The sequence below is a fragment of the Geodermatophilus obscurus genome, from assembly GCF_900115395.1.
Lineage (GTDB): Bacteria > Actinomycetota > Actinomycetes > Mycobacteriales > Geodermatophilaceae > Geodermatophilus > Geodermatophilus obscurus_B.
This window is the reverse complement of record NZ_FOWE01000002.1, coordinates 64,772-84,745: the sequence shown is the minus strand read 5'-3', so window position 1 is coordinate 84,745 and position 19,974 is coordinate 64,772. Positions and strand designations below refer to the sequence as shown.

Annotated in this window: 18 protein-coding genes and 2 tRNA genes; 4 read left to right on the top strand and 16 right to left on the bottom strand. The window is 75.6% G+C overall.

Annotation, left to right across the window (positions count from 1 at the left end):
• Window positions 1–41: 41 nt before the first annotated feature.
• Window positions 42–114, bottom strand: a tRNA-Gln gene (locus tag BM165_RS03790).
• A gap of 191 nt (window positions 115–305) precedes the next feature.
• Between BM165_RS03790 and BM165_RS03785 the strand changes: the two genes are divergently transcribed.
• Together BM165_RS03785 and BM165_RS03780 are read left to right on the top strand one after the other, a co-directional pair.
• Window positions 306–1,289 (top strand): acyl-CoA desaturase, encoded by a 984-nt coding sequence (locus BM165_RS03785; protein ID WP_083427029.1) that lies wholly within the window; start codon window positions 306–308, stop codon window positions 1,287–1,289.
• 53 nt (window positions 1,290–1,342) lie between these two features.
• Complete coding sequence (locus BM165_RS03780; RefSeq protein WP_075012207.1) at window positions 1,343–1,945, top strand: TetR/AcrR family transcriptional regulator; 603 nt, start codon at window positions 1,343–1,345, stop codon at window positions 1,943–1,945.
• 4 nt (window positions 1,946–1,949) lie between these two features.
• Here BM165_RS03780 and BM165_RS03775 read toward each other — a convergent pair whose 3' ends face one another.
• The 8 genes from BM165_RS03775 to BM165_RS03740 form a co-directional block, all read right to left on the bottom strand.
• Window positions 1,950–2,909 (bottom strand): 4-(cytidine 5'-diphospho)-2-C-methyl-D-erythritol kinase, encoded by a 960-nt coding sequence (locus tag BM165_RS03775; RefSeq protein ID WP_075012589.1) that lies wholly within the window; start codon window positions 2,907–2,909, stop codon window positions 1,950–1,952.
• Window positions 2,910–2,934: 25 nt separating this feature from the next.
• Window positions 2,935–3,654 (bottom strand): 16S rRNA (adenine(1518)-N(6)/adenine(1519)-N(6))-dimethyltransferase RsmA, encoded by a 720-nt coding sequence (gene rsmA / locus BM165_RS03770; RefSeq protein ID WP_244274012.1) that lies wholly within the window; start codon window positions 3,652–3,654, stop codon window positions 2,935–2,937.
• A 145-nt stretch (window positions 3,655–3,799) separates the two neighbouring features.
• Window positions 3,800–4,906 carry a resuscitation-promoting factor gene (locus tag BM165_RS03765; protein WP_075012205.1) on the bottom strand — a complete coding sequence of 369 codons (1,107 nt, stop codon included), beginning with the start codon at window positions 4,904–4,906 and terminating at the stop codon, window positions 3,800–3,802.
• A gap of 319 nt (window positions 4,907–5,225) precedes the next feature.
• Complete coding sequence (locus tag BM165_RS03760; protein ID WP_075012204.1) at window positions 5,226–6,065, bottom strand: hypothetical protein; 840 nt, start codon at window positions 6,063–6,065, stop codon at window positions 5,226–5,228.
• Window positions 6,066–6,092: 27 nt separating this feature from the next.
• Window positions 6,093–6,983 (bottom strand): TatD family hydrolase, encoded by an 891-nt coding sequence (locus BM165_RS03755; RefSeq protein WP_075012203.1) that lies wholly within the window; start codon window positions 6,981–6,983, stop codon window positions 6,093–6,095.
• Window positions 6,980–8,776: a methionine--tRNA ligase gene (gene metG, locus BM165_RS03750; protein ID WP_075012202.1), complete on the bottom strand. Its 1,797-nt coding sequence runs from the start codon at window positions 8,774–8,776 to the stop codon at window positions 6,980–6,982. The genes BM165_RS03755 and metG overlap by 4 nt, the downstream gene beginning before the upstream one ends.
• Before the next feature lie 24 nt (window positions 8,777–8,800).
• Entirely contained in the window at window positions 8,801–9,406 is a 606-nt protein-coding gene (locus BM165_RS03745) for a hypothetical protein (protein ID WP_075012201.1), read from the bottom strand.
• Between the two features lie 86 nt (window positions 9,407–9,492).
• Window positions 9,493–11,016, bottom strand: a complete 1,524-nt coding sequence (locus tag BM165_RS03740) for an amino acid permease (protein WP_075012200.1) — start codon at window positions 11,014–11,016, stop codon at window positions 9,493–9,495.
• Between the two features lie 134 nt (window positions 11,017–11,150).
• On the opposite strand from BM165_RS03740, the gene corA reads away from it, so the two are divergent.
• A complete protein-coding gene (gene corA / locus BM165_RS03735) occupies window positions 11,151–12,287 on the top strand; it encodes a magnesium/cobalt transporter CorA (protein ID WP_244274011.1) in 1,137 nt (378 codons plus the stop codon).
• Window positions 12,288–12,324: 37 nt separating this feature from the next.
• Here the strand turns inward: corA and BM165_RS03730 are convergent, their stop codons facing one another.
• Both BM165_RS03730 and rsmI read right to left on the bottom strand, forming a co-directional pair.
• On the bottom strand, window positions 12,325–13,239 hold the full coding sequence (locus tag BM165_RS03730) for an endonuclease domain-containing protein (RefSeq protein WP_244274009.1): 915 nt from the start codon (window positions 13,237–13,239) through the stop codon (window positions 12,325–12,327).
• A 123-nt stretch (window positions 13,240–13,362) separates the two neighbouring features.
• Window positions 13,363–14,202, bottom strand: coding sequence for a 16S rRNA (cytidine(1402)-2'-O)-methyltransferase (gene rsmI / locus BM165_RS03725; RefSeq protein WP_075012587.1), 840 nt, complete (start codon window positions 14,200–14,202; stop codon window positions 13,363–13,365).
• A gap of 53 nt (window positions 14,203–14,255) precedes the next feature.
• On the opposite strand from rsmI, the gene BM165_RS03720 reads away from it, so the two are divergent.
• Window positions 14,256–15,782, top strand: coding sequence for a dolichyl-phosphate-mannose--protein mannosyltransferase (locus BM165_RS03720; RefSeq protein WP_075012198.1), 1,527 nt, complete (start codon window positions 14,256–14,258; stop codon window positions 15,780–15,782).
• 155 nt (window positions 15,783–15,937) lie between these two features.
• On the opposite strand, the gene BM165_RS03715 is transcribed toward BM165_RS03720, so the two are convergent.
• From BM165_RS03715 to galU, 5 genes are all read right to left on the bottom strand, one after another.
• Window positions 15,938–16,011: transfer RNA gene (locus tag BM165_RS03715), tRNA-Ala, on the bottom strand.
• A gap of 73 nt (window positions 16,012–16,084) precedes the next feature.
• Window positions 16,085–16,792 carry a divisome protein SepX/GlpR gene (gene sepX / locus BM165_RS03710; protein WP_075012586.1) on the bottom strand — a complete coding sequence of 236 codons (708 nt, stop codon included), beginning with the start codon at window positions 16,790–16,792 and terminating at the stop codon, window positions 16,085–16,087.
• A 157-nt stretch (window positions 16,793–16,949) separates the two neighbouring features.
• Window positions 16,950–17,510: a GNAT family N-acetyltransferase gene (locus tag BM165_RS03705; RefSeq protein WP_280140686.1), complete on the bottom strand. Its 561-nt coding sequence runs from the start codon at window positions 17,508–17,510 to the stop codon at window positions 16,950–16,952.
• A gap of 67 nt (window positions 17,511–17,577) precedes the next feature.
• Window positions 17,578–18,987, bottom strand: a complete 1,410-nt coding sequence (gene glp / locus BM165_RS03700) for a molybdotransferase-like divisome protein Glp (protein WP_208976633.1) — start codon at window positions 18,985–18,987, stop codon at window positions 17,578–17,580.
• Window positions 18,988–19,019: 32 nt separating this feature from the next.
• Complete coding sequence (galU, locus tag BM165_RS03695; RefSeq protein ID WP_075012196.1) at window positions 19,020–19,934, bottom strand: UTP--glucose-1-phosphate uridylyltransferase GalU; 915 nt, start codon at window positions 19,932–19,934, stop codon at window positions 19,020–19,022.
• Window positions 19,935–19,974 lie beyond the last annotated feature (40 nt).

The window sequence follows — 19,974 nt, the reverse complement described above, 5'->3', positions numbered from 1 at the left end:
GTGGGCCCGCCGGCGCCGGCCGGCGGTGGATGGGGACGCTGCTGGGGGACTCGGACTCGAACCGAGACTTCCCGGCTCCAAAGGCCGGCGGGCTGCCGATTACCCCATCCCCCACCGCGGCGCCGCGCCCGCGCGCGGCACCACGCGCCCGAGCCTAGGGGCCGGGTGGCGCCGGGTCACCGTCCACCCGGCCCGCAGGCCCAGGCGGCGCGTCCGCCTACGGTGACGTAGGTTACGCAGCACCCATCCGCCGGTCGTCCACCTCGGACGACCCGCGACGGCCCACACCTGGAGGCTCCCGCCCCGTGTCCGCCCCCTCCCTGACCCGGCCGACGGCCTTCCGCCCCGCTGACCCCGACGCCGGTCTGCCGGCCACCGCGTACGGCAAGGAGAAGGGCCACCTCGAGCAGCTGGTCCTCTACGTGTTCGTCGTCGTGCCGTTCGTGGCCCTGGCCGCGATCGTGCCGGTCGTGTGGGGCTGGGGACTGTCGTGGCTCGACGTCGCGCTGTTCGCCGGCTTCTACTTCGTCCCCCTGCTCGGGGTGACGGTGGGCTACCACCGCTACTTCACCCACGGCTCGTTCAAGGCCAAGCGGCCGCTGCGCATCGCGCTGGCGATCGCCGGCTGCATGGCGATCCAGGGCCCGGTCGTGCAGTGGGTGGCCGACCACCGGCGCCACCACGCCTTCTCCGACCGCGAGGGCGACCCGCACTCGCCGTGGCGCTACGGCACCGACGCCCGGGCGCTGCTCAAGGGCATGTGGCACGCCCACCTGGGCTGGCTGTTCGACCGCCGGCAGACCAACGCCGAGCGCTACGCCCCCGACCTGCTCAAGGACGGCGGGCTGCGGATCACCAGTCGGCTGTTCAGCCTGTGGGCCTTCCTGAGCCTCGCCCTGCCCGCCGCGATCGGCGGCCTGGTGACCGGCAGCTGGGCCGGCGCCTGGTCGGCGTTCTTCTGGGCCGGGCTGGTGCGCACCGGCCTGCTGCACCACGTCACCTGGTCGATCAACTCGATCTGCCACGTCGTGGGCAGCCGGCCGTTCGCCTCGCGCGACCGCGCCACCAACTTCTGGCCGCTGGCGATCCTGAGCGCCGGGGAGTCGTGGCACAACCTGCACCACGCCGACCCGACCTGCGCCCGCCACGGCGTCCTGCGCGGGCAGATCGACATCAGCGCCCGGGTGATCTGGGTGTTCGAGAAGCTCGGCTGGGCCTCCTCGGTGAAGTGGCCCGACCCGGTGCGCCTGGCCGCGAAGCGGCGGGCACCCGAGCCCGCCGCCGCCTGACGGGGGTGCCGGCTCCGGCCGGACGTGCTGGCGTGCCGCGCCCACGGGTGCGGATGAGCGGTCCCCAACGGCGGGAGCAGCTGGTCGCGGTCGGCCGCGCGGTGTTCGCCGAGCGCGGCTACGAGGCGACGTCGATCGAGGAGCTCGCCGTCCGCGCCGACGTCAGCAAGCCGGTCGTCTACGAGCACTTCGGCGGCAAGGAGGGCCTCTACACCGCCGTCGTCGACCGGGAGATGCAGCGGCTGCTCGACCGGTTCACCGCAGCGCTCGCGCAGGGCGGCGGGCCGCGGGCGCTGCTCGAGCGCGCGGCCCTGGCGCTGCTGGACTACGTCGAGGACGACACCGACGGCTTCCGGGTGCTCGCCCGCGACTCCCCCGGCGCCGGCTCGTACTCGTCGCTGCTGGGCGAGATCGCCCACCGGGTCGAGCACCTGCTCGCCGAGCAGCTGGCCGCACGCGGTCACGACCCGCAGCCCGCCGGGCTCTACAGCCAGGCGCTGGTGGGGATGGTGGCGCTGGTCGCCCAGTGGTGGCTGGAGCACCGGACGACCAGCAAGGACGAGGTGGCCGCGCGGCTGGTCGACCTCGCCTACTCCGGCCTGTCCCACCTCGATCCGCACCCGGTGCTGCACACCGTCCGGCTCGACCCCGCCTGAGCGGTCAGCCCACCAGCCGGGCGCCCGGCACGGGGCCGTGCACCACCCGGACGGTGCGGAACACGCCCTCCCCCGCCAGGACGGCGGCCAGCCGCAGCGCCGCGTCCTCGTCGTCGGCCAGGGCGGCCACGGTCGGCCCCGAGCCGCTGACCAGCGCGGCGGCGGCCCCGGCGCCGGTGGCCGCCCGCAGCGCCCGCCGCAGCGCCGGGCGCAGCGAGATCGCCGGCGCCTGCAGGTCGTTGGTGAGCGCGGCGGCCAGCGCCGCCGTCGGCCCGCTGCGCAGGGCGGCCAGCACCGGCCCGGACTCGGGAGCCGCCGTCCCGTCGGGGAGCCGGCCCGCGGCGCGCAGCCGGTCGAGCTCGGCGTAGACCGCCGGTGTGGACAGGCCGCCCTCGGCGATGCCGAGCACCCAGTGCCACTGCCGCCGGGCCAGGACCGGCGTGAGCTGCTCGCCGTGGCCGGTGCCGAGCGCCACCCCGCCGGCGAGGCCGAAGGGGACGTCGCTGCCGAGGCGGGCGGCGAGGCCGGTGAGGTCGCCGCGGGTGGCGTGGATGCCCCACAGCGCGTCCAGGGCCACCAGGGCGGCGGCGGCGTCGGCGCTGCCCCCGGCGAGCCCCGCCGCGGCCGGGATCGTCTTGTGCACCTCGATGGCGGCGCCGGCGGCGACCCCGGCGTGCTCGGCGAGCAGCTCCGCGGCCTGCCAGACGAGGTTGCGCCGGTCGGTGGGCACCGGGTCGGGACCGTCGGCGCCCTCCCCGGTCACCGTCACCGACAGCCGGTCGGCGGGCCGCACGGTCACGGTGTCCAGCAGCGACACGGCGAGGTAGACGGTGTGCAGCGTGTGGAAGCCGTCGTCGCGCAGCGGGCCGACGGCGAGGGACACGTTGACCTTGGCCGGCGCGTGCGCGGCGACCGCGCCGTCGCCCCGGCTGTGCCCGGGGCCGCCCGGCGAGGACCAGCTCACGGGCACCCGCCTCCGCAGGACCGGCTCACGGCGCGGTCGCCGCCAGCCGCGCGAAGTCGGCCACCGACAGCCGCTCGCCGCGGGTGGCCGGGTCGATGCCGGCCGCGCGCAGCCGCTGCTCGGCGGCGGCCGGGCTGCCGGCCCAGCCGGCCAGCGCCGCCCGCAGGCCCTTGCGGCGCGTGGCGAAGGCGGCGTCGACGACGGCGAAGGTCGCGGCCCGGTCGCCGGGGGGCGGGTCGTGCCGGTCGAGGGCGACCAGCCCGGAGTCGACGTTGGGCTCGGGCCAGAACACCCGCCGGCCGATGCTGCCGGCGCGGCGGGCGGTGCCGTACCAGGCGGCCTTGACCGAGGGGACGCCGTAGGCGGAGCTGCCGGGCGGGGCCGCCAGCCGCTCGGCGACCTCGGCCTGGACGAGGACCAGCGCACGCCGCAGCGAGGGCAGCAGTTCCAGCAGGTGCAGCAACACGGGCACGGCCACGTTGTACGGCAGGTTGGCCACCAGCGCCGTCGGAGGGGGGCCGGGCAGCTCCCGGACCCGCAGCGCGTCGGCCTCGACGACGGTCAGCCGGCCGGCCAGGTCGGGCCGCCGGTCGGCCACCGTGCGCGGCAGCAGGCCGGCCAGCCGGGGGTCGATCTCGACGGCGGTCACGGCCGCGGCGGCCGGCAGCAGGCCGAGGGTCAGCGAGCCCAGGCCCGGGCCGACCTCGAGGACGACGTCGTCGGGGCGCAGCTCCGCCGTCCGCACGATGCGGCGGATGGTGTTGGCGTCGTGCAGGAAGTTCTGGCCGAGCGTCTTGGTGGGACGCAGGTCGAGCTGCTGGGCCAGGTCGCGGATGGCGGCCGGGCCCAGCAGCCCGTCGGCCTGCTCGGGAGTGGTCAGCGGGTGGGCCTCAGCCGAACAGTCGCGAGCCGCAGTGCGGCCACTGGCCGGCCCCGGAGCGGGCGTAGAGCATCTGGGCGCGCAGGGTCTGCTCGGCGGCGGAGGCGGCCGCGGGGTCGCCGGACCCGCCGACGGACTGCCAGGTCGCCGTCGAGAACTGGTACATGCCGCGGTACTTGCCGGTGGAGCTCACCGCGTCCGGCCGGCCGCCGGACTCGCACTGCGCCAGCGCCGCCCAGTCCAGGCCGTCGGCGGTGGCCGGCACGCCGCCGGCGGGCGCGGGGCGCTCCTTGGTGCCGACGGTGACGAGCTCGTCGACCGGGGGGACGGTCACGGCCATGTCGAGCTGCTCGCGCCCGGTCTCGACGCCGTCGACGACGGTGACGCGGAAGGTGGTGGCCTGCTCGCCGGGGACGCCCTCCTGCGTGACGGTGTCGTCGCCCTCGAAGGCCTCCGGGTCCTCGGTCTCGACGGTCCGGAACGGCACGGGGGCGGTGACCACCTCCTCGGTCACCGAGACGCGGGCCACCTGCAGCCGCATGGCGCTCAGCAGCGGCTGGGTCGGGTAGAGGCTGGTGCGGTCGTGCTCGCCGAGGACGACGCCCTGCTCCTCTAGGAACGCGCCGGCGGTGGCGGCGGTGGTGCTCACGACGCGGGTCGTGCCGTCGACGACGAGCGTGACGTCCTTCGGGGTGGTGATCGACAGCTCCATGCCGTCGAGCGGGAGCCGCTCGCTGCGGCTGGCCGACAGCACCATGCCCTCGGCGCGGTAGCCGAGCTGGGCGAGCGCCTCGTCGACCGACAGCGCGGTGACGTAGACCTCGCTGCTGACGCCGTCGACGGTGAGCTGCAGCGGCCGCGCACGGTTCACGACGACGGTGTCGCCGTCGACGACCTCGGCGTCGGGCCCGGGGAGGACGACGTCGTGCGCCTGGGTCTCCAGGCCCTCCTCGGCCAGCACCTCGCCCACGGTGCCGGCGGTCGTGGTCACCGCACGGTCCTGCCCGTCGACGGTCAGGGTCAGCGACTTCTGCGTGGCGAGGAACCACGCGGTCGAGCCGCCCACCAGTCCGGCGAGGACCAGGGCGAAGAGGGCGAGCTTCAGCGTTCGGGGCACGGTTCTCTCACGGGTCAGAGGACCGGGAGCGGCGACGCGCATCCGGGCGGGCGTCAGCTCCGAGGGGACCCCGGGGCCGTGGACGCCGCCCGGGTGGGTCCCCATCCCGGAGGTCGGTCACGACACGATAACGAGCGTGGTGCGCGTGCAACGGTGCGCACGGAGTGAACCACCGGGACGAGATGTCGATACGGCGCCGCGCCGACACGTACAGTCACGGGCGCGCCGTATGGGACGGGTGTGACGGCCGGGTCGCGCGGGGTCAGGCGGTGAGCGACGTCACGGTGTGGCCGGCGCCGCTCGAGGGCAGCGGGCCGCCTCAGCCGGTGAGGGCGCGCTCGCTCGTCTGGAGCGGCCGCAGCCAGGTGAGCAGGAAGCCGGTCACGGCCAGGCCCGCGGCCAGCCCGGCGAACCCGCCCGCCACCAGGGCGACCGGCACCAGGTCGACGCCCTCGGTGACCCGGTCACCGAGGTCGATGCCGCCGACCAGCAGCAGGGTGCCCAGCGGCAGCAGCGCCAGCACGCTGGCCGCCGCCGTGACCAGGTGCGCGGTCCAGGTGCGCAGCGCCTCGTCGACCGGCACGTCGGCACCGTCGGCCGGCAGCGGCCGGACGAGGGCGCGCAGCAGCGCCACCTCGGCGATCAGCCAGGCGGCCAGCGGCACGGCGAGGGCGGTCAGGCCGACGGCGTCGCGCAGGTCGCCCTGCTGCCAGGCCACGACCGCGGCGACCGCCTCGGCGGCGACGACGGCGCGCATGGTCCACAGCAGCCACAGCGAGATCTGCTCGCTGCGGCGGGGCCGGCGGGCGGGCTCGCTCAGCCGCCAGCGCGGGCGGGGGCGGGTGGCCTCGGCGAGCACGACGCCGACCAGCAGGCCCACGACCAGGGCCGGCAGCCACAGGAAGACCGACGCCTCGGCGAAGACGACGACGCTCGCCGCGATCGCGAGCAGGCCGAGCAGCAGCCCGACCCGGCGCACCCGGCGCCCGTGCAGGGCCTGCCGCTGCAGCGTCGTGACGGCCTCGGGGGTCGGCGTCGTGAACTCCACCGCCGCCGAGGCGACGGCACGGCGGCCCGCGGCCAGGGCCCAGGCGCGGGCGAGCAGCACGCCGGGCACCAGGACGGCGATGAAGAGCACGACGGCGATGAGGCGGCCCACGGTGACCAGTGTGCAACGCCGAGCGGGCTAGGCGGTGGGCCCTCGGTCCCACGGGCCGAAGACGCGCTCGGCCGTGCGGGTCAGGGCGTCGCACAACCGCACCAGTTCCACGCCCGTGACCTCGGCGAGCGCCCGGACGGTGTGCGGGACGAGCCGCGAGGCGTTGGGGCGGCCGCGGTACGGGACGGGCGTGAGGAACGGCGAGTCGGTCTCCACGAGCAGCTGGTCGACCGGGGTGAGCGCCGCCGCCTCGCGCAGGGCTCCCGCGCTGCCGAACGTCAGCGTGCCGGCGAAGGACAGCACGTGCCCGCGCTCCACGCACGCCTGGGCGAAGCCGGCGTCCCCGGAGAAGCAGTGGAACACCGTGTGCTCGGGGGCGCCCTCGTCGTCGAGGACCCGCAGGATCTCCTCGTGCGCGTCCCGGTCGTGGATGACCAGCGCGACGCCGTGCTCCTTCGCGATGCGGATGTGCGCGCGGAAGGACGCCTCCTGCGCCGCCCAGCCCTCCGGCCCGGTGCGGAACCGGTCGAGGCCGGTCTCCCCCACCGCGCGCACCCGCGGCAGCGCCGCGAGCCGGTCGATCTCGGCGAGCGCGTCGTCGGCGGCTAGGCCGGCGCCGGCCTCGTTGGGGTGGACGGCGACGGCGGCCAGCACGTTCGGGTGCCGGGCCGCCAGCTCCGCCGCCCAGCGCGAGGAGGGCACGTCGACACCGACCTGCACCAGCCGCGGCACGCCGACGGCGGCCGCGGCGGCGATCTCGGCGTCGACGGCGGCGTCGTCCGCCGGTTCGTCGGTGCGGAACCCGTCCAGGACGATGTCGAGGTGGGTGTGGCTGTCGACCGCCGGCGCCGGCAGCGGCTCCGGCGACGGCGGCGGCTCGCCCCGCCGGTCGGCACGGGACGCGGCCGACCGGCTCACTCCTGGCCCTCCTCCAGCCGGGCCAGCTCCTCGGCCACGATCGACTCGTCGAGCTTGCGGAAGACCGGCGTGGGCGGCGCCAGCGGCGTCCCCGACGGCAGCGGCCGCGAGGCCCAGACCGCCTGCGCGTCGCCGTAGTCGCCGGTGATGACCGGGTAGGGCGAGCCGTCGTCGAGGTCGGTGACCTCCTCGATCCGCGGCGCCGGCGACCACACGCCGGTGCCGCCGAGCAGCTCGTGCACCTTCTGGGCGGAGTGCGGGAGGAACGGGGTGAGCAGCGCGTTGCAGTCGCTGACCGCCTGCAGCGCGGTGTGCAGCACCGTGTCGCGCCGGGCCGGGTCCTCCTTGAGCTTCCACGGCGCCTGGTCGGAGAGGTACTTGTTCGCCTCGCCGACCACCCGCATCGCCTCGGCGGCCGCGGCCTTCTGCCGGTTGCGCCCGAGCTGCTCGCCGATCGGCGCGAACGCCGACGACGTCGCCCGCAGCAGCGCGCGGTCGGCGTCGGTCAGCTCGCCCGGCGTCGGGACGGCGCCGACGTTCTTCGCCGCCATCGACACCGTGCGGTTGACCAGGTTGCCCCACCCGGCGACGAGCTCGTCGTTGTTGCGGCGGAGGAACTCCGCCCAGGTGAAGTCGGTGTCCTGGGACTCCGGCCCGGCCGCGGCGATGAAGTAGCGCAGCGCGTCGGCGTCGTAGCGGGCGAGGAAGTCGCGGACGTAGATGACCACCTGGCGCGAGGAGGAGAACTTGCGGCCCTCCATGGTGAGGAACTCGCTGGCCACGACCTCGGTGGGCAGGTTGAGCCGGCCGAGGGAACCGGGGCTGCCCCCCTTGTCGCCCTCGCCGTCGTAGCCCTGCAGCTGGGCGGGCCAGATCTCGGCGTGGAAGACGATGTTGTCCTTGCCCATGAAGTAGTAGGCGTCGGAGTCCGGCGTCTGCCACCACTGCCGCCACGCGTCGGGGTCGCCGGAGCGGCGGGCCCACTCGATGGACGCCGACAGGTAACCGACGACGGCGTCGAACCACACGTAGATGCGCTTGTCGGGCCGGTCGCGCCAGCCGTCGAGCGGGACGGGCACGCCCCAGTCGATGTCGCGGGTGTAGCTGCGCGGCTTGAGGTCCTCGAGCAGGTTCGTGGCGAAGTTGAGGACGTTGGGCCGCCAGCTCTTCCGCGTGGCCAGCCAGTCGCCGAGGGAGCGGCTGAAGGCGGGCAGGTCGAGGAAGTAGTGCTCGCTCTCCACGAACCGCGGCGTCTCGCCGTTGATCCGGCTGACCGGGTTGATCAGGTCGGTGGGGTCGAGCTGGTTGCCGCAGTTGTCGCACTGGTCGCCGCGGGCGCCGTCGTAGCCGCAGATGGGGCAGGTGCCCTCGATGTAGCGGTCGGGGAGCGTGCGACCGGTGCTGGGGCTGATCGCGCCGAGCGTCGTCTGCGGGAAGACGTACCCGTTCTTGAGCAGGCCGAGGAAGATCTCCTGGCTGACCCGGGCGTGGTTGACCGTGGTGGTGCGGGTGAACAGGTCGTAGCTCAGGCCGAGGGACTGCAGGTCGCCGACGATGATCCGGTTGTTGCGGTCGGCGATCTCGCGCGGGCTCACCCCCTCGGCGTCGGCGGCGACGGTGATCGGCGTCCCGTGCTCGTCGGTGCCGCTGACCATGAGCACCCGGTCGCCGGCCATCCGGTGGTAGCGGCTGAAGACGTCCGAGGGGACGGCGAAGCCGGAGACGTGGCCGATGTGGCGCGGCCCGTTGGCGTACGGCCACGCCGGGGCGGTCAGGATGTGGCGGGCTGTCACACGACGAGCGTAGTGAGCGCCGGGTCAGTGCCCGGAGACCGCGGTCGACGGCGGCGGCTCGGTGGCCACCGGCGTGGTGACCGCCAGGGCGGTCAGGGCCACCCCGATGAGCGCGACGGTCGCCAGCCGCACCCGCGGGTGGGCCACGGCGGCCGGCCGGTCCCGCTCCCGCGGCGGCTGCGCGGCCGCCCAGGCCAGGGCCGAGGGCGCCGACAGCAGCACGAGCTTGCCGACGGGCACGGCGAGCACCAGCAGCGCCAGCGCCGGGAGCGGCAGGGGCAGGGGCAGCGGGACCGCGACGGCGGCCACGGTGAGCGCGCCGACCAGCGCCACCTCGGCGCAGGCGACGCCGGCCGGCAGCCGGCGCCCCGAGCCGTCGACGACGGCCAGCCCGCCCGCGGCGCACAGCACGATCCAGCCGGCCAGCCCGCCGAGGACGCCGGCGACGAGCGGGCCCGGGGGCCGCGGTGTCGCCGTCATCAGGCCGTCGAGCCCGGTGAGCCCGACGGCCAGCAGGGCGACCGACTCCAGGAGCGAGACGCCGGCCAGCAGCAGGACGGCCACCGGCCACCGGGCCCGGTGCCGGGCCGCGGGGGTCGGGAGGGGGGCGTCGAGGACGCTGGTCGCCACGGGGTCGCTCCTGGCCGGGGACGTCTGTCACCGGTCAGGTCGGCCTCCGTGGCGGGCCGCTGGAGGGGGTCTCACCCCTCCGGGGGTCAGCGGGGACCGCGGCGGGCCTCCCGGTCGGCGGCCAGCCGCACCGCCGCGGCCTCGCCCTCGGCGCCGGCCAGCCGGCTGTGCCGCCGTCCGTAGGCGAAGTAGACGACGAAGCCGATCGCCATCCAGATGGCGAACCGGAGCCAGGTCTCCCCGGGCAGGTTGAGCATGAGCCAGAGGCAGGCCAGTGCCGAGACGATCGGCAGGACCGGCATCAGCGGGACCCGGAAGGACCGGTGCAGGTCCGGCCGCGTACGCCGCAGCACGATGACGCCCAGCGACACGAGCACGAAGGCGAACAGCGTGCCGATGTTCACCAGGAGGGCCAGCTCCTCCAGCGGCACGACGGCGGCCAGCACGGCGACGGCGATCCCGGTCGCGATGGTGATCTTGTAGGGCGTGCCGTACCGGGGGTGCACCTGGGCCAGTCCCGGCGGCAGCAGGTGGTCGCGGCTCATGGCGAACAGCACCCGCGACTGCCCGAGCATGAGGATCATGACGACCGACGTCAGGCCGGCCAGGGCGCCCACGGAGATGAGGCTCGACACGAACGACAGCCCCACGCTGCTGAACGCCTCCGCCAGCGGCGCCTCGGTCGACAGCTCGGAGTAGGGCTGCATGCCGACGACGACCAGCGACACGGCGACGTAGAGCAGCGTGCAGACCACCAGCGAGCCGATGATCCCGCGGGGCAGGTCCTTGCTCGGGTCCTTCGTCTCCTCGGCCGCGGTGGCCACGATGTCGAACCCGATGAAGGCGAAGAACACGATCGAGGCGCCGGCGATGACCCCGCCCCAGCCGAAGACGCCCGGGCTGAAGCCGAACATCGTCTGGACCAGGGGCGCGTCCCACCCGCTGGCGCCCGGCGGGGCCGGCTCGGCGGGCGGCACGAAGGGCGTGTAGTTGTCCGCCTGCACGTAGAAGAGCCCCAGCGCGATGACCAGCAGCACGATGGCGACCTTGATCACCACGATCACGCTGGTCACCCGCGACGACAGCTTGATGCCCAGGACCAGGACCGCGGTCATGAGCAGGACGATCACGATGGCGGGGATGTTGAAGCGGGCCGTCTCCCCGGCGATGGCCTCGGGCAGCGGGATGCCGAGGTCGCCGAGCAGCTGGTTGAGGTAGCCCGACCAGCCGACCGCCACCGTGGCCGCGCCCAGCGCCAGCTCGAGCACGAGGTCCCAGCCGATGATCCAGGCCAGCAGCTCACCCATCGTGGCGTAGGAGAACGTGTACGCCGAGCCGGCGACCGGCACCGTGGAGGCGAACTCGGCGTAGCAGACGGCGGCCAGGCCGCAGACGACGCCGGCGATGACGAACGAGACCGCCACCGCGGGGCCCGAGTTCTCGCGGGCCACGACCCCGGTGAGCACGAAGATGCCGGTCCCGATGATCACCCCGACGCCGAACACGGCGAGGTCGAGGCCCGAGAGGTTCTTCTTGAGCCGGTGCTCGGGTTCCTCGGTGTCGCGGATGGAGTCCTCGACGGACTTGATCCGTCGTGCGCCCTCGGCCACGGCATCCCCCTGCCTGTCTCCCAGCGGTCCGTGCGTCGTCGGTCCTCCCGGGAGCGTGGCACGGGGTCCGGGGACCCGCACGCCTACGCTGGTCCCCCGCCCGCCGCCGCGGGTCGACGCGAGGAGGTGCGCCCGTGACCGACACCCGTGACGGGACGCCGCCGGGTCCGTCGCCGGCACAGCGCCCGGCGCGGCGACCGGGGCAGCCGGCGGGTCCGCCGCTGCCGGCCACGCGGCCCGCCGGGGCCCCGCGGCGCACCGGCAGCCGGCGGGAGGGGACCGACGCGGTCGTCGACTGCGCCGTCTACGTCGACGGGCGCCGCGAGCCCCCGGTCGACCCGGGCGACGCGCTGCGGGCGGCCGGCGAGCGGGGCGGCTTCGTGTGGCTGGGGCTGTTCGAGCCGACCGAGGCCGAGCTCGGCCACATCGCCGAGCACTACGGGCTGCACCCGCTCGCGGTGGAGGACGCCGTCTTCGCCCACCAGCGGCCCAAGCTCGAGCACTACGACGACGACCTGTTCATGGTGCTCAAGACGGCGCGCTACGTGGAGCACGAGCAGCTGACCGCGACCAGCGAGGTCGTCGACACCGGCGAGGTCATGGTCTTCCTCGGCCGCGACTACGTGATCACCGTGCGGCACGGAGGGCACGGTGACCTGTCCGAGCTGCGGCAGCGCATGGAGGAGCAGCGCGACCTGCTGTGCCTGGGCCCGGCCGCCGTCCTGTACGCCGTGGCCGACCTCGTCGTCGACACCTTCGTCGAGGTCGCCGAGCAGGTGCAGGACGACGTCGACGAGCTCGAGGCCTCGGTGTTCAGCCCCGAGCGCACCGACGACATCGGCCGGCTCTACCAGCTCAAGCGCGAGCTGATGAGCCTGCGGCGGGCGGTGGCGCCGCTGGAGCTGCCGCTGCAGAAGCTGTCCGAGCGGCAGATCGACGTCGTCCCGGACGCGATGCGCTCCTACTTCCGCGACGTGCAGGACCACGCCATCCGGGTGCGCGACCAGGTGGGCAGCCTCGACGAGCTGCTGTCGTCGATCCTGCAGGCCTCGCTCGCCCGCACGACGCTGGCCGACAACGAGGACATGCGCAAGATCTCGGCCTGGGCCGGCATCATCGCCGTCCCGACCGCGATCGCCGGCATCTACGGCATGAACTTCGAGTTCATGCCCGAGCTGGAGTGGCGGTACGGCTACTTCATGGTGCTGCTGGTGATCGTCGTGTCCTGCGTCCTGCTCTACCGCGGCTTCAAGCGCAACGGCTGGCTGTAGCGCGCAACCGTCGCTCGCGGGTGTGCACACACAGGGGTCACGCGCGCTCCCGTGAGCCCGGTAGGTGCACACGTCCCGCCTCCGTGAGTGCCCGGGCGATGCGGGCGACGAGCTCGCCGGGCCGGTCGAGGTCCTCGGCCGTCACGAACACGATCCGCCAGCCCGCCGCCTGCAGCCGGTTCAGCCGCTGCCGATCGCGGGCGAACTGCCCCGGCTCGGCGTGCCACAGGCCGTCGTACTCCACGGCCACCCGGTGCTCGGGCCAGGCGAGGTCGACCCGCGCGACGAAGCGCCCGTCCACCCGGACCGCGAACTGCGGGACGGGGGCGGACAGGCCACCCCGGACGACGAGGAGCCGCAACCGGGTCTCCTGCGGCGACTCGGACCGCTCGTCGGCGAGCGCGCACACCGCCCGCGCCCGTGCACTGCCCGGTCCGGTGCCCGTGGCCGCCCGCGCCCGGAGCGGCGCCAGGTCGACGAGCCCGCGGGCGAGGAACCGGTCGACGGCCACCACCGCGTCGTCGCCGTCCAGCCGCGCGGCCAGCCCGATGGCGGTCGCCTCCGGCGTGGTCGCCGGGACGCCGCGACGGCGGACGACGTCCGCGTCGGCCAGCGCGGCCCGGCGGACCCGCAGCCCGGTCGTCCGCACCGGGTGCCGGCCGGGCGGCAGGGTCAGCTCGACGTCGTGGTCGGTGCCGGCGAGGTCGACCCCCCACAGCACGGCGGAGCTCCTCCCCGACACGACCGCACCAGGCAGCACCATCGAGGCGGCCGTCACCGCGCGCAGCTCGTGGGTGACCGGCACGTCACGGTGCACGTACACGTCGCGGAACAGGCGCCGCCAGGCGCTGCTGCGCAGCTGGTCTGGGGTCAGGAGGCCCTGGGCGACGGCCTCGGTGCCGTGGAACGGCAGCTCGAGGAGCTCTGCAGGCACCATCGGAGGTCGGGGCACGGCGGAACCGTGCCGGACGAGGGGTCGCTGCCGCCGGCGTCGTCCACAGGCCCGGGCCGTCGTGCGCTCATCGGGGCCGGACGGGCCGTGCAGACCCCGACGAGCGCACAGCCCTCTGGGGGGTCAGGCTCCCTTGGTGGCGACGACGGCGTCGTAGACCGTGCGGCGGGGCAGGCCCGTGCGGGTGACGACGGCGCGGATGGCGTCCTTGCGGGTGGCGCCCGCCGCCTCCTCGCCGGCCACCAGCGCGGCCAGCTCCCCCGCCGACAGCGACACCGGCGCGGGCACCGCACCGGCCACCACCAGGGTGATCTCCCCGCGTACGCCGTCCGCGGCCCACGCGGCCAGCTCCGACAGCGGCCCGCGCCGGACCTCCTCGTGCGTCTTGGTCAGCTCCCGGCAGACGGCGGCCTCGCGGTCGGGGCCGAAGGCCGCGGAGCAGTCGGCGAGCGCGTCGGCCAGCCGGTGCGGCGACTCGAAGAAGACCATCGTGCGGCGCTCGTCGGCCAGCCCGGTGAGCCGGGACCGCCGCTCCCCCGCCTTGCGCGGCAGGAACCCCTCGAAGCAGAACCGGTCGACCGGCAGCCCCGACACCGCCAGCGCCGTGGTCACCGCGGTCGGCCCGGGCACCGAGGTGACCTCGACCCCGGCGTCGATCGCCGCGCGCACCAGCGTGTACCCGGGGTCGGACACCGACGGCATGCCGGCGTCGGTGAGCAGCAGCACGGTGGCGCCGTCGGCCAGCGCGGCGAGCAGCCCGGGCAGCCGCGCGCGCTCCACCGACTCGTGGAAGGTGACCACCCGCCCGGTCGGCGTGACCTCCAGGTCGGAGGCCAGCCGGTGCAGCCTCCGGGTGTCCTCGACGGCCAGGACGTCGGCGGTGCCCATCAGCTGCCGCAGCCGCGGGCCGACGTCGCCGGGCTGGCCGAGGGGTGCGCCACCGAGCACGAGCCGTCCCGTCACGCGGACGAGCCTGTCACGCCGGGGCCACCCGACCGGCCACATACCCTGAGGCCATGGCGGTCCTCGCTCCCGAGCGCCCCGGCGCCGGGCCACCGCCGCACCCGCCCCGCACCCGTCGTCGCTGGCCGGCGCCGCGACCGCGGGTCGACCGCATCCCGCCGCTGCCGGCCGACCGCCGGCTGTCCTGGGTGCTCGCGCTGGGGCTGGGGCTGCTGGTGCTGGCCGGCCGGCTGGTCGGGATCAGTTACCCCCGCACGCTGTTGTTCGACGAGGCGTACTACCCGCCCGAGGCGTGGGACCTGCTGACGTGGGGCCACGAGTACAACCGCGGCTACACGTTCATCGTCCACCCGCCGCTGGGCAAGTGGCTGATCGCCGCCGGCGAGCACCTGTTCGGCTACACGAGCCTGGGGTGGCGGTTCCCGTCTGCGGTGGCCGGGGCGGTCGCCGTCGTGGTCCTGGTGCGGCTGGCCCGGCGGCTCACCGGCTCCACGCTGCTCGGCCTGGTCGCCGGCCTGCTGCTCGCCTTCGACGGGTTCGCCTTCACCGTCTCGCGGATCGGCCTGCTCGACGTCTTCCTGCAGGTGTTCGTCGTCTCCGCGGTGGCGTGCCTGGTCGTCGACCGCGACCGGGTGCGCGCCCGGATCGCCGGCTCGATGCCGGTCCCGGTCACCGGGTTCCGCCTCGGCCCGCGGGGCTGGCGGATCGCGGCCGGGTTCCTGTTCGGCTGCGCCTGCGCGGTGAAGTGGAGCGGGCTGTACTTCCTCGCCTTCGCGGCGGTGCTGTCCCTGTTCTGGGAGCGGTCGGCCTGGCGTGCGGCGGGAGTCCCCCACCCGGTGGCGACGACGCTGCGCCGCGGCCTGCCCGGCGCCACCTGGGCGCTGGCCGCGGTCCCGGTGCTCACCTACCTCGCCGGCTTCACCGGGTGGTTCCTCGGCGAGACGGCGCAGGGCCGCTGGTGGGCGCAGCGCAACCCGGAGACGGCGTTCCCGTGGATCCCGGACGCGCTGCGCTCGTGGTGGCACATGCACGTCGAGTGGTGGACGTTCCACAACGGCCTGTCGACCTCGCACCCCTGGGAGTCCGGGCCCTGGACCTGGCTGGTCAACGGCCGGCCGATCCTGCTGTGGAACCCGCAGGGCCTCACCGACGCCTCCGGCGACCAGGTGATCCGCTACATCCTCATGGTCGGGACGCCGACGCTCTGGCTGGCCTTCGCGCCGGCGCTGGCCTGGGCCGCGTGGCGCATCGTCGCCCGGCGCGACCCCGCCGCGGTGCTGGTCGCCGTCATGGTGGCTGCCGGCTGGGGCACCTGGTTCCTCAACCCCGAGCGCACGATGTTCGTCTTCTACACGGCGCCGGTGCTGCCGTTCTTCGTGCTCGCCGTCGTGCTGGTGCTGCAGGACGTGCTCGGCCGGCCCGGGGCCCCGCCGTGGCGCCGGACGGCCGGCCTGGCGGCGGTGAGCGGCTACGTGGCGGTGGTGGCGGGGACGTTCGCCTTCTTCTACCCCGTGCTCGCCGGGCTGCCGCTGTCGCACGCGGAGTGGGTCACGCGCATGTGGTTCCCCTCCTGGTTCTGACACCGCGGACCGTCGGGACGACCCGGGGGGCCGGCCGCCGACGACGGCGTCGTGCGCCGGGCCCGGGGCGCCGACGACGGGGCGGACCCTGGGAGCCCGGTCACGAGACGACCGACGCCGCCGGGGCGGGTGCCCCGACGGCGTCGGTCTCAGGGTGGAGCTGAGGGGATTCGAACCCCTGACCCCCTCGATGCGAACGAGGTGCGCTACCGGACTGCGCCACAGCCCCTGACGGAGGACGAGAGTACCTGCCGCGACCCCGGGTGCCGCGGACGGGGTGGCACCCGGGGCGTCGACGTCCGCTACCCGTTGACCACCCGCGGCTGGTAGTAGTCGATGTCGGCGAAGCCGATGTCGTCGTCGTCCAGGCCCACGACGGCGCTGTCCTGCCAGCCGGCCGGCGCCGGGGTGCGCGCGGCCACCACGCGCGCCGGGCGCAGCGGGTGGACCGGCGCCAGCGGCAGGCTCGGGTGCGGCAGGCCGACGGTGGAGTGCACCGGCTCCGCGACGACCGGCTCCGCGACGACGGGCTGCGGCGCCGGGCGCGCGGCCGGCCGGGGAGCCGGCACCGGACGCGCGGCCGACCGGGCGGCGGCACGGGCCGCGCGGCGGGCGGCGGCCTGCTCGCGGCGCACCACGGAGCGCAGCACCGCCAGGTAACCGACCAGCGCGGCGTCGACCACCCCGTGGGTGATCCACAGCCACGGCGTGAGGACGAGCGCGCCGACCAGCGTCAGCACGGCCAGCGCCACGAGCGCGGTCAGCGTGCGCCGGCGGGCGGCGTGCACGTCGACCCGCAGCTCACCGGTGCGGCGCAGCGTGTCGCGGTCCACCGACACCCGCTCGGTCGCCACCGACGCCACCGGGTCGCCGACCCGCCGCCGCTGCAGCGTCCGGCCCCGGGTGACCTCCCCACGCGCCGTCGAGGAGTCGCCGCGGGTCACCACCATGGGCACCAGCACGACGAACCACAGCACGACCAGCGCGGCGAGCAGCACGCCTGACCCCATCGAGAACACCACCCGTCACACGAGTCACTTGCCGGCGCAGGTTATGCGCAGGCCACCCCCCGGACGAGGGAGGCGCGCGGCGTGTCGCCGGAGTGTTGTGTGACGGGAGTGGCGCGGACGGCGGCGTGTCGACATGCGGTCCCCCCGCGACCGGGCGTCAGCGTGGTAGGCCGGGCGCCCGGGAGCGCCAGAGGGCGAGCACCCCGCCGGGCACGTCCTCGGCCAGGAGCGCGTAGGACACGTGGTCGCGCCAGTCGCCGTCGATGTCGAGGTACCGGCGCAGCAGACCCTCCTGACGGAACCCCAGCCGCTCCACCAGGCGCCGGCTGGGCCCGTTCTCCGGGCGGATGTCGGCCTGCAGCCGGTGCAGCCCGCCCGGGCCGAACGCGTGGTCGCACACCAGCGCCACGGCGAGGGAGGCCATCCCCCGCCCGGAGACCGCGCGGTCGACCCAGTAGCCCAGCGACCCCGACCGCAGCGCGCCGCGGACGACGTTGTCCACGGTGACCTGACCGGCGAGCCGGCCCTCGACGCGGACGGCGAACGGCATCGACGTCCCCGCGCGGGCGCGGCGGGTCACCGACCGGCGCATCGCGCGGTAGGCCGCCGGGGTGTGCCGCACCGACCAAGCCACCGGCGCCGAGGGCTCCCACGGCCGCAGCCACGCCTCGTTGGCCAGCCGCAGGCGGCTCCAGTCGCCGGCGTCGCCGCGTCGCAGCGCGTCCAGCTCGACAGGGCCGTACGCCAGCCGGGCCGGCCAGCCCGGGTGCTGTGCCGGTTCCAGGTCAGCCGCCCAGCAGCAGGGGCATCACCGTCACCAGCCCGCCCTCGGCGACCTCGGTGACGTCCTCGTCGACGACGATGAGGCAGTTGGCCCGCGCCATCCGGGCGAGCATCGCCTCGTCCCCGCCGCCGAGCGGCTCGACGACGTAGCCGCCGTCGGGGTGGCGCATGACCTGGCCGTGCAGGTACTGCCGGTAGCCCAGGGGCGAGAGCAGCCGCTCGGCGGAGATGGCCTGCACCGTGCGGCGGAACAGCTGGCGCTTGCCGAGCATCGAGCGGATCGCCGGGCGCACGAAGACCTCGAAGGACACCAGCGCCGCGACCGGCTCGCCGGGCACGCAGATCACCGGGACGCCCTCGCGGCCCAGCCGGCCGAAGCCCTGGACGGCCCCGGGGTGCATCGTCACCTGGCGGAGGTGCATCGGGCCGAGCTCGGCGAGCACCTCCTGCACCTGGTCACCGCTGCCGGCGAACGTCCCGGAGATCAGCACCAGGTCGCTGCGCAGCAGCTGGCTCTCCAGCACCTCGGTCAGCCGGCGCCGCTCGGTGGGCAGGATCCCCCAGCGGTAGGCGGCGGCCCCGGCGTCACGGGCGGCGGCGGCGAGGGCGTAGGTGTTGACGTCGACCACCTGCCCGGGCGCGGGCTGGGTGGTGATGTCGACGAGCTCGGGGCCGGCGGACAGGACGGCGACCCGCGGCCGCGGCCGCACCTGGACGCGGTCCCGGCCGACGGCGGCCAGCAGGCTGATCTGGGCCGGGCCGATCGGGGTGCCGACGTGCACGGCGGCGGTGCCGGGCGAGACGTCGTCCCCGGCGCGGCGGACGTAGCTGCCGGCCTCCGGCCCGGCGTGCACCTGCACCCGGACCACCCCGCCGTCGGTCCACACGCCCGGCACGACGACGTCGGCGCCGGTGGGCAGCATCGCGCCGGCGGTGACCAGGTGCGCCTGCCCGGGGGCCAGCGAGGACACCGGCGCCGCCCCGGCGGCGGTCTCCCCCACCACGGCGAGCTCGACCGGCGCGTCGGGGGTGGCCGCGGCGACGTCCTCGGCGCGGGCGGCGTAGCCGTCCAGGGCGGCCTGGTCGAAGGGCGGCAGCGCGCGGGCGCTGACCACCTCCTCGGCGCACAGCAGGCCCTGCGCGTCGAGGACGGCGAGCTCGATGGGCTCCGGCTGCGGCACCGCGGCGAGGATCTCCTCGAGGTGGGCCTCCACCGTGCGCAGCGCCGGGGGCTCGGGCTCGGCGGCGGCCGCGCGCGGCGGCGGGACCGCGCCGCGGTCGATCTGCGCGGTCGCGTGCGCCGGCAGCGCGGGGGACGTCGGTGGGTCGACGGTGGCCCCGCTGCGGAGGTCCAGCGCCGACGTCTCCCGGTGCAGGGTGTCCCGCGCCCCGTGCGCGCCGTTCTCGCTCATCGCCTGCGATGGTCCCCCCTCCGGGGACCGCCTCAGGCCTGCGACGCGCCCTCGGCGGGCAGGTCGGCCACGAACTCGGTCAGCCACGAGCGCAGCGCCGGGCCGAGGTCCTCCCGCTCGGAGGCCAGCCGGATGACCGCCTTGAGGTAGTCGAGCTTGTCGCCGGTGTCGTAGCGGCGGCCGTCGAACACGACGCCGTGCAGCGGGTGCCCGCGCTCGACCAGGGTGGCCAGCGCGTCGGTGAGCTGGATCTCCCCGCCACGGCCGGGCTCGGTCTCGCGCAGCACCGCGAAGACCTCCGGGGAGAGCACGTAGCGGCCGATGATCGCCAGGCTGGAGGGCGCCTCGTCGACCGGGGGCTTCTCCACCAGGCCGGTGATGGTCACGACGCCCTGCTGGGTGTCCTCCCGGATGGCGACCGCGCCGTACTTGTCGATGTTCTCCCGCCCGACGTCGAGCAGCGCGATCACCGAGCCGCCGTGCTCGGCCTGGACGGCGAGCATCTGCTCGAGCAGGTGGTCGCGGGCGTCGATGAGGTCGTCGCCCAGGAGGACGGCGAAGGGCTCCTCGCCGACGAACGCCGCGGCCTGCAGCACCGCGTGCCCCAGCCCGCGGGCCTCGCCCTGCCGCACGAAGTGCACCTGCGCGACGTCGGTGGACTCCCGGACGGCGGCCAGCCGGCCGGCGTCGCCCTTCTTCTCCAGCGCCGTCTCGAGCTCGGGGGTGCGGTCGAAGAAGTCCTCGATCGCGGCCTTGTTGCGGCCGGTGACCATGAGCACCTCGGCGAGGCCGGCGCGGGCGGCCTCCTCGACGATGTACTGCAGCGCCGGGCGGTCGACGACCGGCAGCAGCTCCTTCGGCACCGCCTTGGTGGCCGGGAGGAACCGGGTGCCCATCCCGGCGACGGGGATGACGGCCTTGCGCGCGGAGCGCTGCGGGGTCGGCATGCGCGGCAGCCTAGCCGTGGCCGTACCGGCCGATCCCGTC